Annotated in this window: 11 protein-coding genes; 8 read left to right on the top strand and 3 right to left on the bottom strand. The window is 48.7% G+C overall.

Annotation, left to right across the window (positions count from 1 at the left end; translation table 11 throughout):
• Positions 1-13: 13 nt before the first annotated feature.
• From ABXJ76_RS03170 to ABXJ76_RS03135, 8 genes are all read left to right on the top strand, one after another.
• Positions 14-571 carry a thioredoxin family protein gene (locus tag ABXJ76_RS03170; RefSeq protein ID WP_432744024.1) on the top strand — a complete coding sequence of 186 codons (558 nt, stop codon included), beginning with the start codon at positions 14-16 and terminating at the stop codon, positions 569-571.
• A gap of 41 nt (positions 572-612) precedes the next feature.
• The gene (locus ABXJ76_RS03165) at positions 613-1,785 is read left to right on the top strand and encodes a phosphoglycerate kinase (protein WP_432744022.1); all 1,173 of its coding nucleotides are present in this window, start codon (positions 613-615) and stop codon (positions 1,783-1,785) included.
• Between the two features lie 97 nt (positions 1,786-1,882).
• A complete protein-coding gene (rpoZ, locus tag ABXJ76_RS03160) occupies positions 1,883-2,125 on the top strand; it encodes a DNA-directed RNA polymerase subunit omega (protein ID WP_432744020.1) in 243 nt (80 codons plus the stop codon).
• A gap of 12 nt (positions 2,126-2,137) precedes the next feature.
• Positions 2,138-4,306 carry a RelA/SpoT family protein gene (locus ABXJ76_RS03155; protein ID WP_432744018.1) on the top strand — a complete coding sequence of 723 codons (2,169 nt, stop codon included), beginning with the start codon at positions 2,138-2,140 and terminating at the stop codon, positions 4,304-4,306.
• A 10-nt stretch (positions 4,307-4,316) separates the two neighbouring features.
• On the top strand, positions 4,317-4,721 hold the full coding sequence (locus ABXJ76_RS03150) for a RidA family protein (protein ID WP_432744016.1): 405 nt from the start codon (positions 4,317-4,319) through the stop codon (positions 4,719-4,721).
• A gap of 23 nt (positions 4,722-4,744) precedes the next feature.
• Positions 4,745-6,841 (top strand): ATP-dependent DNA helicase RecG, encoded by a 2,097-nt coding sequence (gene recG / locus ABXJ76_RS03145; protein WP_432744014.1) that lies wholly within the window; start codon positions 4,745-4,747, stop codon positions 6,839-6,841.
• Between the two features lie 5 nt (positions 6,842-6,846).
• Positions 6,847-7,530, top strand: a complete 684-nt coding sequence (locus ABXJ76_RS03140; RefSeq protein ID WP_432744012.1) for a chorismate--pyruvate lyase family protein — start codon at positions 6,847-6,849, stop codon at positions 7,528-7,530.
• A gap of 983 nt (positions 7,531-8,513) precedes the next feature.
• The gene (locus tag ABXJ76_RS03135; RefSeq protein WP_432744010.1) at positions 8,514-11,591 is read left to right on the top strand and encodes a PAS domain-containing sensor histidine kinase; all 3,078 of its coding nucleotides are present in this window, start codon (positions 8,514-8,516) and stop codon (positions 11,589-11,591) included.
• Between the two features lie 369 nt (positions 11,592-11,960).
• Here ABXJ76_RS03135 and cmoB read toward each other — a convergent pair whose 3' ends face one another.
• The 3 genes from cmoB to ABXJ76_RS03120 form a co-directional block, all read right to left on the bottom strand.
• Entirely contained in the window at positions 11,961-12,968 is a 1,008-nt protein-coding gene (gene cmoB / locus ABXJ76_RS03130) for a tRNA 5-methoxyuridine(34)/uridine 5-oxyacetic acid(34) synthase CmoB (RefSeq protein ID WP_432744008.1), read from the bottom strand.
• Positions 12,965-13,696 (bottom strand): carboxy-S-adenosyl-L-methionine synthase CmoA, encoded by a 732-nt coding sequence (gene cmoA / locus ABXJ76_RS03125; protein ID WP_432744006.1) that lies wholly within the window; start codon positions 13,694-13,696, stop codon positions 12,965-12,967. Before cmoA ends, cmoB begins: the two co-directional genes overlap by 4 nt.
• A gap of 276 nt (positions 13,697-13,972) precedes the next feature.
• Positions 13,973-14,617, bottom strand: coding sequence for an MlaC/ttg2D family ABC transporter substrate-binding protein (locus ABXJ76_RS03120; RefSeq protein WP_432744003.1), 645 nt, complete (start codon positions 14,615-14,617; stop codon positions 13,973-13,975).
• Positions 14,618-14,767: the final 150 nt, after the last annotated feature.

Here is a 14,767-nt window from a genome sequence, read left to right as displayed (position 1 = left end):
TTGAGGTGCAAAAATGGTAACTTTGGAAACCCCTATCTGTGATTTCGGCAAAAAAGCGATCGATTTTGAATTGCCCGGCGTTGACGGACGCACCTGGTCGCTCCAGCAGTGCATGGGTAAAAACGGCCTGTTGGTGATGTTTATCTGCAATCATTGTCCGTATGTCAAAGCCGTACAGGATCGGATTATCCGGGATACGCGGGAACTTAAAGCGCTGGGCGTAGAATCGGTGGCAATCATGTCCAACGATACCGCTGAATACCCCGCCGATTCATTCGATAACATGAAAAAATTGTCCGAGCAGTTAGGTTTTAGTTTCCCTTATTTGCTTGATGAATCGCAGCAAGTCGCCAAGGCTTACGGCGCTATCTGTACACCGGACTTTTTTGGCTATAATGCCGACTACGGACTGCAATACCGCGGACGGCTGGATGCCAGTCGCAAGGAAACTGCACCGGAAGGCGCCAAGCGGGAATTATTTGAGGCGATGAAACTAGTTGCGGAAACCGGCCACGGCCCCAAGGAGCAAATCAACAGTATCGGTTGCTCGATCAAATGGAAGCAGGATTAACCCTAAACTCAGCATTTTAACCCACACTATGAGAGCGTAATATGTCAATTAAGAAAATGGTAGATTTGGACTTGGCAGGCAAACGGGTATTAATCCGTCAGGATCTGAACGTACCGGTAAAAAACGGCCAAGTGACCAGCGATATTCGTATCCAGGCCAGCGTCCCCACTATTGAAAAAGCCTTGGCTGCAGGCGCTGCGGTCATGGTCATGTCGCATCTGGGTCGCCCTGTTGAAGGTCAATACGACGAAGAGTCTTCGTTGAAGCCGGTCGCCGAACGCCTGTCCAGCTTATTGGGCAAGCCGGTCAGACTGGAAAAAGACTGGATCGACGGCATCACTATAGCGCCGGGCGAAGTCGTGCTCTGCGAAAACGTGCGTTTTAATATCGGCGAAGAAAAAAATGACGATGCACTGGGCAAAAAAATGGCAGCGCTTTGCGACGTGTTTGTCATGGATGCTTTCGGTACCGCGCACAGAGCGCAGTCTTCAACCCACAGCGTAGCCAAATTTGCACCGATTGCTTGCGCCGGGCCATTGTTAGCCAGCGAACTGGACGCACTGGGCAAGGCCCTGGAAACACCGGCCAAACCCTTAGTTGCCATTGTCGGCGGATCTAAAGTGTCGACCAAATTAACGGTATTAAAATCCCTGTCGGAAAAAGTCGATCAGTTAATCGTCGGCGGCGGTATCGCCAACACTTTTATTGCGGCTGCAGGCTATCCGGTCGGCAAATCGCTCTACGAAGCCGATCTGCTGGATGAAGCCAGACGACTGATTGCAGCAGCCAAAAGCAACGGCTCTGACATTCCGATCCCTGTCGACGTGGTTTGCGCTAAAGAATTTTCAGAAACCGCCGTCGCTACGGTTAAAAAAGTGGCCGATGTCGAAGACGATGATTTGATTCTGGATATAGGCCCCGATACCGCAAAGCAGTATGCCGAGATCATAAAAACCGCCGGCACCATCGTCTGGAACGGCCCGGTCGGCGTCTTTGAAATCGACCAGTTCGGTAACGGCACTAAATCATTGGCGACAGCGATTGCCGAAAGCAAAGCTTTTTCGATTGCGGGCGGCGGCGATACCTTGGCAGCCATCGACAAATACGGCATTAACGATGACGTGTCTTACACCTCGACCGGCGGCGGCGCATTCCTTGAATTTCTTGAAGGTAAAGAACTTCCCGCTGTTTCTGTGTTAAAATCACGATCATAAGGAAGGCGAAAGACACCGGGCAAAAGACAAAAAGTCTCTTGCCCGGTGTCTTTTGCCTTTTGCCTTTCGTCGTTACCCCACTAAATCAGGATTAAAAATGGCCAGAGTCACTATCGAAGATTGTTTAGAACATGTTGAAAACCGTTTCAAACTGGTTTTATTAGCCAGCACCAGAGCGCGCCAACTGAGCCACGGCGCGACTGAATTTGTCCCGCGCGGTAAAGATAAAGATACGGTTGTCGCCTTGCGCGAAATTGCGGCAGGCCATGTCACCGCTGAAAATGTCGATCTGCTGCATCGTGTCGGCGAAGTCCATGATCACCATAATCCAATGTTCTAATTTATAAAGCCTATGCTGGAAATAGCGGACACGATCGAGCGGGAACGCCCTCAAGACAAACTGATTCGGCGTTTATGCACGACCTTGTCCGGCTATCTGGATCAAACCCAAATCGATCAATGTATCCAAGCTTATGAAGTTGGCGCAGCCGCCCATTCCGGTCAATTTCGTAAAACCGGCGAAGCCTATATTTGCCATCCTATCTCTGTCGCCATTACGCTGGCTGAAATGCGCATGGATGCCAACGGCATCATGGCAGCCATACTGCATGATGTTATCGAAGACACGCCTATCAGCAAAGAAGAACTGGCTGACAAGTTCGGTACACAAGTCGCAGAATTGGTTGACGGAGTTACCAAATTAACCAAAATCGACAATAAATCACACGCAGAAACGCAAGCGGAAAATGTCCGCAAAATGTTTCTGGCCATGGCTATAGATTTACGCGTCATCATCGTCAAACTCGCAGACCGACTGCACAACATGCAGACTCTCGGTATCATGCCGGCGGCAAAAAAGCGCCGTATTGCCCGTGAAACTTTGGACATTTACGCGCCGATTGCCAATCGTCTGGGCATGAACAATATCCGGCAAAAACTCGAGGCACTGAGTTTTGAAGCGATGTACCCGATGCGGCATAATGTGTTAAATAATGCGGTAAAAAAAGCGCGGGGCAACCGTCGTAAAATTGTCGACATCATCGAAAGCACGATAAAAAATCGTTTGCAAGAAGTCGGCATAAACTGTGACGTTGCCGGACGAGAAAAAAATCTTTACAGCATTTATAAAAAAATGCTCAACAAAAAAATCTCCCTGGCCGATGTTTTTGATGTCTATGCCTTCCGGATTTTTTGTGATGACGTTGATACCTGCTACCGCGTCCTGGGCGTTATGCATAACCTATACAAGCCGATTCCCGGGCGTTTCAAAGATTATATCGCCTTGCCCAAGGCTAATGGCTATCAATCCCTGCATTCAATATTAATGGGGCCCTACACTGTGCCGATTGAGGTCCAGATCAGAACCCATGAAATGCACCGCATGTCTGAATCCGGCATCGCCGCGCACTGGCTGTATAAATCCGATGACGATAAAACTAAAAAGTTCCAGGATCGCGCCAACGAGTGGCTGAGGGATTTGCTCGAAATCCAAAAATCTGCCGGTGATTCGCTGGAATTTATCGACAACCTGAAGGTGGATTTGTTCCCTCAGGAAGTATTTGTATTCACGCCACAGGGCGAGATTCTTAAAATGCCTCACGGCGCGACCATTATCGATTTTGCCTACGCAGTGCATACCGATGTGGGCAATGCTTGCGTTTCCGCCAGAGTCGACAAACAACTGGTACCGCTACAAACCCAACTGGAAAACGGCTCCACCGTCGAAGTTATTACCGCATTGTGGGCCAGACCCAATCCACTTTGGCTCAATTATGTGATCACCGCCAAAGCCCGCTCCGGTATCCGCAACTATCTTAAACATTTTAAACAGCAGGAAGCCATCGATCTTGGGCGTCGTTTACTGGAAAAAGAACTGCAAGTCATGCATTTACATCTGGAAGATATTGACGAAACCAAAATACAAGCCTTGCTTCAGATCACCGCTAAACAATCACTGGATGAATTGCTTGAAGATATCGGACTGGGCAATAAAATGCCGTTTTTGGTCGCCAAGCGCATTACTCAGGATGATATTCATGCCACTATCAAATTGGACGGCAATGACCAAGCCCACAAAAGGCCGCTAGTGATAAAAGGCACGGAAGACATGGTCATTACCCTGGCAAAATGTTGCAGGCCAATTCCAGGCGATTCGATCATAGGCTATTTTAATCCCGGTAAAGGCATCGTCATACATCATCACGAATGTCGTAACAGCAATATCGTCAGAAAAAAACAAACCAACTGGTTGGATGTTGAATGGAGCGAGGATGCAGTCGGCGATTTCCCCGTTGAAATTCGCATAGAAATACTCAATCAACGCGGCTCGCTGGCGACCATCGCCTCGACTATTTCCGAACTGAACTCCAACATTGAAAACGTCACCGTCGTCGATCAGGATGATCGTATTTGCGTCGACTTAGTCACCTTAACCGTCAAAGATCGCGTGCATTTAGCCAAAATCATGCGCCGCTTGAAAGAACTATCCATCGTATTAAAACTGACTCGCGTTAAAGCCTAAAGGATCAACCATGTCCAAATACATCATCCAGACTGATAAAGCGCCGCAAGCCATCGGCACTTATTCGCAAGCCATTAAAGTGGATCGCACGGTTTATCTTTCAGGACAAATCCCTTTGGTACCTGAAACCATGGTCCTTATTGAGGGCGACATTTCCGCACAAACAACTCAGGTGTTCGAAAACTTAAAAGCCGTTGCTGAAGCTGCGGGTGGCGATTTTTCGGATATCGTCAAATTGACTGTTTTTTTGACCGATTTGGCGCACTTTCCGATAGTCAACGAAATCATGGGGCGTTATTTCCAAGAACCCTATCCCGCACGCGCCGCTGTCGGTGTTACTGCCTTGCCCAAAGCCGCCGATGTGGAAATGGATGCGATCATGGTGTTAAAGCCGCAGGAATATCCGGCCTCCTGATTGCCGGCTAATACAGCCCGCTAATGACCCCTCATATCCTGAATCAACCCGTCGCCCTATTAACTGGGATAGGGACTCAAACCGCAAACCGATTGCAAAAACTCGGCCTTTGCGTTATTCAGGATTTGATTTTTCACCTGCCCCTGCGTTACGAAGATCGAACCCGCGTTTATCCTATCGGCTCGCTAAGACCCGGCATGACCGCGTTGATCAGCGGCACCGTTGAATTTATCGACGTTTCGCCCCGAGGCCGAAAAAGCCTGATCTGCCGAATCGGCGACCCTACCGGCTTTATCAACCTGAAGTTTTTCCATTTTAGCGCCAGCCAGCACAACACGCTGAAACCCGGCACAACGATCAGCTGTTTTGCCGAAGTGCGTTATGGCTATGCCGGGCTGGAAATGGTTCATCCCGAATACAAAATCATCGGCAATCCAAACGATTGCATTACCGAAACCCGCTTGACCCCCGTTTATCCGCTGACCGAAGGCCTCAGCCAGAATGTCATACGCAAGGTGGTCAAACAGGCTTTAGAGTTGTGCAACCAGTTTCCCGAACTGCTGACCGACTGGATACCCGAATCGATCCTAACGCAATATCATTACCCTAGCCTCGCCGAGGCAATCCAGACCCTACATGCGCCGGACGAATCAGTGTCGATTGAAGCTTTGCAAAACGGCAGCGTACCTGCGCTAAAACGGCTGGCTTTTGAAGAATTGCTGGCGCATTACTTAAGTCTGAGAATCACTCGGAATAAATCCAAAGCCTGGCAAGCGCCCTCATTTTCAGAAACTGCGACCGGAAAAATCGCCACCGACCACTTCATCCGCTCGCTGCCGTTTAAACTGACCGGCGCGCAGCAACGGGTGATTGCAGAAATTGAAGCCGATTGCCAATCACAACATCCGATGATGCGTCTGGTACAAGGCGATGTCGGCTCCGGTAAAACCGTGGTCTCCGCCTACGCAGCATTGCTGGCATTAACCGCAGGCTATCAGGTTGCGGTAATGGCTCCGACCGAGTTACTGGCCGAACAGCATAAGCGCAACTTCAGCATCTGGTTTGAAGGCTTTCAGACCCAGGTAGCCTACTTAACCGGACAACTTAAAGGCAACGCCAGGAAAGCCGTTTTAGAAGCGCTGGAAGACGGTACCGTCGGAATCATCATCGGCACTCATGCCTTGTTTCAGGACAGCGTAAACTTTCATCGCCTCGGCCTGATTATTATTGATGAACAACACCGCTTCGGCGTACACCAGCGGCTGGCGCTAAGGGAAAAAGGCCAACAGGGCAGTATCAGGCCGCACCAATTAGTGATGACCGCCACGCCGATTCCCCGCACCCTGGCCATGCTGCAATATTCCGACTTGGACATATCGATTATCGATGAGCTGCCGCCGGGCAGAAAACCCATTGTCACCAGCGTGATTCCCGCCGAACGCCGCGCCGATGTGATCGACCGGATTAACGGCTGGGTAGCCAAAAAAAAACAGGTCTATTGGGTCTGTACGCTGATTGAAGAGTCGGAAGTTTTGCAATGCGAAGCGGCTGAAAAAACCGCTGAACGCCTGACTGAAGCCTTGCCGCATGTGCGCATTGCACTGATACACGGACGCATGAAGTCCGCCGATAAAGACGCCGTCATGCAGGCCTTTAAAAATCAGCGGATTGATTTGCTGGTCGCCACGACCGTCATAGAAGTCGGCGTCGACGTACCCAATGCCGGTTTAATGATCATCGAAAACCCGGAACGCTTAGGCCTGTCCCAGCTGCATCAATTGCGCGGCCGGGTCGGTCGCGGCAATGACGACAGTTATTGCCTGCTGATGTACCAAGCGCCGTTGTCCGATACCGCCCGCCATCGCCTGGGGGTTTTACGGGACAGTAACGACGGCTTTGTGATCGCCGAAAAAGATCTTGAGTTGCGCGGCCCCGGCGAAGTCATGGGTACCCGGCAGACCGGGCAAATGCATTTTAAGATTGCCGATTTGGCCAGGGATTCCGATGCGCTGGATATTGTTCAACAAGTCGGCGACAGCTTTTTCACCCACTCGCCCCAGGCCATACAACCCTTGTGTGATCGCTGGCTGGGCGCATCTACAGAATATTCCGAGGTTTAATCCAGTTGGCTCGCAAAAGCTTTTTATTTAATCGGGAACCCTTATGGGTTGAAAACCGGTCATGCACCCGTCATACCCTGCCGGAAAATGTCCAGTCATGGGTCTATGAACCGGGATCGCTAACTCAACGTCTGCGTGATTATTACGGTGATGCAATTGGCGTTAAAATCCTGCTGCAACAATGGAATGTGCCCTTTTTAACTGAACGCAGACTGCTCAAATTACACGAAAACAAGTACAGCTTGATCCGTGAAGTGTTGCTCCATGCCGATGGCAAGCCGCTGATTTTAGCCAGAACCATCATCCCGGCAAGCACCATCAAAGTTGCTAAAAGCAACTTGGCTCACCTAGGCAGTCGTCCGCTGGGAGAAGTGATTTTTTCCTATCCGAAACTCGAACGCATCGAAATGGATGTCACCTTGATCGACCCGTCGACGACTGCATGGGCAGATATTTCGCTCCATGCAAAATCTGCACCCCCCCCATCCCTGTGGGTTATGCAAGAGATAGACACCCAAAGCAGGCGCTTTAGGCGACGCATGGAGCAGTTACCGACATGGACACAGTCGGCGATTGATGAAGTCAATATCAACCAGCCGATATGGGGCAGAAGAACCGTCTACGCCATTGCGCAACGACAAATGCTGGTGAGTGAATTTTTTTTACCGGAAGTTTTGGAGATTTTTTAGGTTAGCGGCCTTATATGCTTCAACTTACCTGATTAGCAAGATGTTTCAACCAGTGACAGAAAGTTCGTCATTCCGGCAGGGAAATCGGAATCCAGAGTCAAGGAGCATAAGTATCTACAAAACTCGTCATCTCGGCAAGGATTGCCGAGATCCACGACTGCATGGACAGATATTTGCTCCTGCAATATCTGCATTCACCACATCCATGTGGATTATGCAGGAGGTAGAGCAAGGCAGGAGCATTTGCCGAAAACCTGTGGATGGCAACACCGGCTATATAAGGTATTGAGCTCAATAACGGAGCCACCTATTAGGTAATAATACTGATTGATTGAATAAGTTGAACTCTCTATCCTATAGGCACTTGTGAAACAAACCTTTTTAGGCTTAATAAGCCACGAAGAACACCCAGCTCACGAAGTTTTTACCTTGGCTTTTCTCGACAATTGCTCCTGCAACACGCACCTACTTTTGGTGATCTCTGCAACCGCTCCGCTCCATGTGTAGTTCTCTCCTGCATAATCTTCATGGATGTGACGTACGCAGATCTGCATAACGCCATGAATGGCGTATAGTAGAGCAACGCAGGAGTAGCGTGCGGTGTGCGAGCACTAAATATCTTTCCGTTCAAGTCGTTCGTGAACTACGTGTTCTTCGTAATTTTATACCTTAAATCGATACGTATGAGCAAAAAGACGCTCACCTACCCTAAAGACGGTATAACACTCACTGTTACCGTGGATTGCGTCAATGTGGATCTGGACAATGTTTGGCTTCAGTATACCTAGATGGACATTTCTGGCTTTTTTAATACTGGCAACCTTAGACCTGCTAGAAATCTGGAATTATAAACTGGCCGATCGGTAGGATATTGACTCTCAAACATTTGGGGCTCCCGTTTTTTTGACCTCACCCGGAACGAAAGGCGTTTTAAGCCATTCTAAGATTGGCACTCCTTTACACATTGATCCTATACCTGACAAATGCAGCCACTCATTGATTTTTTTGGCATTAACGATTTCATCCCGCATGGCTATTGCCTGTCGTGGAGTCCGGTATTACTTTGGCTACACGTTATCTCAGATCTGCTGATCACTCTCGCCTATTACTCCATCCCACTGATTTTCATATATTTTATTCGGAAGCGTAAAGATTTTCCCTATCCGTGGCTGGCTGTCATGTTTTCCGGATTTATTGTCGCTTGCGGTACCACGCATTTACTGTCGGTTATCACCATCTGGATACCTTTATATTGGCTGGACGGCTTGCTTAAAGCCATTACGGCAATTATTTCGGTCGCCACCGCCATGGTTATGCTATGGGTTATTCCCCGCGCCTTGTCGTTACCCAGTGCCGCACAACTGCAAGCTGAGATAAAACAAAGAAAAATAGTAGAAGATGCATTGCGGGAAAGCGAATATCGCTGGAAATTTGCCATTGAGGGTTCCGGCGACGGCGTATGGGACTGGGACATCCAGACCGATGAGACCTCGTATTCCAATCTCTGGAAGGCGATGCTCGGGTATGATGAAAACGATTTTCTGCCTAATCTCCAAGAATGGATAAATCGTATTCATCCCGATGATCAGGCACATGTTGCAGGAGTAGCACAAGCATACCTGACTGGAAAAACGGCAACTTATGTCGTTGAATACCGCTTGCGCTGCAAAGACGGGAGCTACAAATGGATTCTGGCCCGAGGCATGGCGGTCAGCCGTAACGAAGACGGCAAGCCCTTGCGCATGATCGGCACACATCAAGATATTTCGGCGCGCAAACAAGCGGAAGAGGCACTACGACAAAGCCAGAAGGATCTGCAAGAAGCACAGCGAATCGCGCATGTGGGCAGTTGGCAAGTGGATATGACGACCAATCATGTCGTGTGGTCGGAGGAACTTTACCGCATATTGGGTTTAAACCCGGAGTTGTCACCGCCTGATTGCACCGAGCACTTCCGGTTGTTCACTGCTGAGAGCTGGGAACGGTTGAGTTCCTCTCTTACCCTCATACAGGAAACGGGGATTCCCTGCGAACTAGAGCTTGAGATGGTCAGGGCAGACGGGACGCACGGTCGGATATTGGCAGGCGGGGAAGCGATACGGGAGAGCAGTGGCGCCATTATAGGGCTGCATGGCGTGGCATTGGACATCACCGAGCGCAAGCAGATGGAGGAAAAACTGCGCGACAGTGATGCTTTTAATGTCAGCATACTTAACTCGCTGACCGCGCACATCGCCGTGCTGGATGCACAGGGCATTATTATTGCCGTCAACACCGCATGGCGGCGATTTGCAAAAGAAAATGGTTTACCGGAATCCAGTCAGAATTTGTTGGGGGTTAACTATCTGGACACGTGTAAAACTGCCTCTAATCAACCACCTTATGGCGATGAGGCAAACGCTGCTCAAATGGGTATTGCGGAGGTGCTGGCGGGGCAGCAGAAAATATTCCATTTAGAGTACCCATGTCACTCGCCCAATCAGCAACGCTGGTTTCATATGACAGTATTGCCATTGCAAGGTTCTCGCCGCGGGGTTGTGGTCAGTCATGAAAACATCACCGAGCGCAAACTCATGGAAGATGAGTTAAAAGCCAGTGAGGCAAAATTCCGTTCGATCATTGAGGTTTGCCCCGTACCGTTGGTGTTGCATGACGAACAGATGAACATTACCTATTTGAATCCGGCGTTTGTGCAAGCCTTCGGTTACAACATCGATGATATTCCCACTCTGGCAGACTGGCGGCTAAAAGCTTACCCTGATCCAGACTATCGGAAGTGGATCGAGGCTACTTGGCAAACGACACTGGAAAAAGTCAAAAAAAATGAACAGACCGACATTCCACCTTTGGAGCTGACTATTCGCTGTAAGAACAACAGCATTAAAACCGTGCTGGGGACTGCCGCTGCGTTTTATCACGATTTTGCGGGGGTACGATTGGTGATATTGTACGATATTACTCAACGCAAACAAATTGAAGCTAAACTCAATGCTATTTTTAATGCGTCAGTGGAAGGTATTATCACTTATGACATGTCCGACATCATCGTATCCGCTAATGCCGCAGTAGAAACTATTTTTGGCTATAAACCGGAAGAGCTGGTGGGTTGCAATGTTTGCACACTTATGCCGTCATCGCCAAGCTATAGCTTGCCCCCCCAGGCAGTCCATTTTGACGGTCAAATTCGGGAGATTGGAGGCATTCACAAAAATGGTTCCGTGATGCCCCTGGATCTGTCCATAGCGGAGTATTCAATCGATAATGCGCACTATTTTACCGCTATTGTACGTGATGTGAGTTTGCGTAAATACCGAGAGCAGCAAGACAAGAAACATCTGGACGAACTCGCCCATGTCACTCGCCTGGGACTGATGGGCGAAATGGCTTCAGGTATTGCTCATGAAGTCAACCAACCCCTATCTGCGATTTCCAGCTATACGCAAGTCTGCTTAAACCTTATTAACACTGAAGATCCTGATCTGGTAAAGCTCACCGAGATCTTATACAAAACTCAGCAACAGGCTTTAAGAGCGGGACGAATAATTCATCGCATGAGGGAATTTGTTAAATCTCAGGCAAAACATCGTTCAACCGCCGATGTTAATACGTTGATTCAGGAAGCTGTCGGCCTGTGCACTGCTGAACTTAAACAAAACGGCATAAAGCTAAAGTTTGAACTGGAAAACAATCTGCCGCCTGTCTATGTCGATCAGATACAAATTGAACAGATCATCATAAACCTGATCCGAAATAGCGTTGATGCCCTAAAAAACTTACCCGCAAAACAGCAACGCCAGTTAACCCTCCATAGCCAATTGACTCTCAATAATGGCATACAGGTCAGGGTGAAGGACAATGGAACGGGGCTTGATGAAGACCAGCAACAAAAAATATTGATGCCTTTTTACACCACCAAGGCAGATGGAATGGGCATGGGACTATCCATCACTCGCTCACTTATCGAAGCCCATGAAGGAACTTTTCATTTCAATAGCCACTTTGGAAAAGGTACCACTTTTTATTTCACTCTACCCATACAGAGAAAATCTGATGGGCGTTAATATACCCATCGCGAGTCAAATTTCGACACGCTGTATATATCTCCATAACCGTTCTCAAAGACTATCAATCCGCCCTCATTCAACGAAGTTAAACGGGACTTTAACGGCTCGCCATTTCAAATCCATTTTGATGTTATTTTGCGGCAGCTTTCATTCCCATTTTGTTCTTAGAAGACCCGACGATAACCTGATAGGCTTCGTTTTTTTGGATTTTACGGGCAAAAATATTCGCCTCCTTGCCGGGATTCGCAGGACTGCCAGTTATTACGCTTATGTTCTGTCATTGAAGGAAAATAAAAAAACGGGGTGACGGTCAATCCTTGAAATCGGATAACCACGGAATTTAGGCATCCACAGGCAACCCAATATTTAGGCTGAATTTGCAATAACAATAGCCCGTTTCGGGGCGGGCAAGCCTTCGCTAGTCAGTTGCGGGGTTTCTGCATCCAAAAAATCTTTCAGCGAATGGAAGGTCATCCATTCCGTAGTCCGCTGCTCTTCAATGCTGGTTACGGTGACATCGACCAGGCGGATATTTTTAAAGCCGCAGCGTTTTAACCAGCTGATCAGGGTGTCGCAGCTGGGCAGGAACCAGACGTTGCGCATTCTGGCATAACGATCTTCCGGCAGTAAAACCTCACCCAAACCGCCATCAATAACCAGCGTTTCCAGTACCAGTTCGCCGCCGGATTTCAGGCAGTCTCTTAATTCCAGCAGATGATCGATAGGCGATCGGCGATGGTAGAGCACCCCCATCGAAAATACCGTGTCGAATGCCTTCAAACCATAAGGCAGGTCTTCTATGCCCAATGGCAAAACGTAAACCGGCGCTTCGCCGTACAGTTTTCTAACCAGATGGAATTGCATCACATTGAGCAGCATGGGGTCGATGCCGACCACCATTTTTGCTCCGGCGCCCAGCATACGCCAGCAGTGGTAGCCGTTGCCGCAACCGACATCCAGCACCAAACGATGCTCTAACGGCGCGATATGGTCTTTTAGCCGATCCCACTTCCAGTCCGAACGCCATTCGGTGTCTATATCGATGCCGAAGAGGTTGTAAGGGCCTTTACGCCAGGGACGCAGGGCTTTTAACTGGCTTTGTAGGGGCGACTTTAGTCGCCCAGGGCGACTAAAGTCGCCCCCACAATACTCGTCCGGCAGTTCATCCGAACGGCCTATTTGCACTGCATCGGCATCAAGCACCCGATGTGCGGTCGGTATGTGCGGCACGCTATCGACTAAAGCCTGCCACTGCGCCAAATCGCCATGCTTGCTTTGATCAAGGCCCTGTTCAAGCTGTTGCGGCAGCATTTTTGCCCAAGCCTCGGCCTTGGCGTCGATCAATGCATCATATAAGGGTTGGTAGTCGATCATTTCAAGGCAATCATTGAGGCAAAATTGAAATATTGGAACCAGACTTCGGCGCTGCTGAATCCGACTTGGAGCAAGCGGTTTTGATGCTGAATAAAGGTTTCAGCAATCAGCACATTTTCCAGCGCGGTGCGTTTCCGGCTGATTTCCAGGTCGCTGTAACCTTGCGCTTTTTTAAAGGCGTGATGCATTTGGGTCTGCAATTCCTGCTGCCTATCATCATCGAATTTGAGCTTTTCCGACAAGATTAATATGCCGCCGGGCAATAGTCCCCGGTAGATTTTTTGCAAAAAATCGAGCCGATCTTCAAGCGGAATAAACTGCAAGGTAAAGTTTAAGACAACCACCGAGGCATTTTCTATCGCAAGCTCTCGAATATCGGCGCACACGACATCGACTGCAACCGTGGCCTGATCTTTTTGCAATGCTTGCTGAAAGCCTGTCACCATCGCCGGAGAATTATCGACAGCTATAATGCGGCAACCTTTAGCTTCAATCTGATGGCGCATCGATAAGGTCGCCGCACCTAAAGAGCAGCCCAGGTCGTAACAAACACTATGTTCGCGAGCAAAACGCCCAGCCAAAAGACCTATCGCGGAAATAATGGCGTTATAACCGGGAACGGATCGCTGGATCATGTCCGGAAAAACCCCCGCTACTGTTTCGTCAAACTTAAAAGCGCCGACTTCGCCAACGGGACTGGCATAGATGGAGTCTTTGAGGGAATTCATCAAATTTCCTTGCTGGTCTGAAACCTCCCTCTTCAGGGGGATTATGTGAATTTGACATCGATACACCGGCATCGTTATCCTTTTTGGTAACCTCTTCATTTACGGAGAGGAACAATCCACCGACCTCTAACTGTCGGCGGGTGTCATTCGACGGATGAGGTTGGGCGTGGATTGAAACATGAATTTAACAAGAAAATCGCACAGGGCGGAATAACTGGAGAATGAATAAGAGCGACCAACCGGTCGCCCTTACGAAGGGCAAACTTCCTATTAAAGTTAGGATCTTACTTTAGATCTTACCGCCAATGCTTCAGCATTACGCTTAGCCAGGCTATCAATAACGGCGTTTAATGAACCTTTGCTTTGAACTTCATTGGTGAAGGTGGTGCGATAGTTGGTCACCAGGCTCACACCTTCAATCATAATATCGTAGGCTTTCCATTCGCCGTTGCTTAGCAGCATCCGGTAATTGACGCCGATAGGTTGGATACCGGGCTGCAACACTTCTGTTTTTACAATCACTTTTGTTGCGTCGCCTTCCATGTCAAGAGGCAGGAAACGAACCGACCAATCCTTAAATTCCACAAAAGCACGGGAATAGGTTCTTACCAACAGCGTTTGGAATTCATGTTTAAAACGTTCACGTTCGTCATTAGTCGCGGTTTTCCAGAGCTTTCCGAGTACTAATGCCGCAATCCTGTCAAAATCGGTATGCGGATAAATGGCCTTGTTAACGAATTCTGTAATCTTGGCAAAATCGGTGGTAAACGACTTATCCTGCATCCTTTCCTGCAATTGCATCGAAGCTACGTTGATCGCCTGTTGCGGCGGCAATAACTCAGCTGCGATAACGTTAGTGACAGGCATTAAACCGAGTAATGCCACGAGTAAACCCACTATTGAAACTTGCTTAGCTTTCATAAAACCCTCAAAAATCAAACTGACAAATACATTCACTGTTCAAATATCAGAGAGGCAATTTCCCTGATACAATAAATCTTCTGTACGTAGAGTCTCTACAGAAATTTAAGATCTTTCCAAACCCTCAGAGCCTAAAGATAAGATGACATA

This window comes from Methylobacter arcticus, assembly GCF_050917435.1.
GTDB lineage: Bacteria > Pseudomonadota > Gammaproteobacteria > Methylococcales > Methylomonadaceae > Methylobacter_A > Methylobacter_A titanis.
The sequence above is the reverse complement of the archived record's forward strand: the minus strand, read 5'-3'. Positions and strand labels throughout refer to the sequence as shown.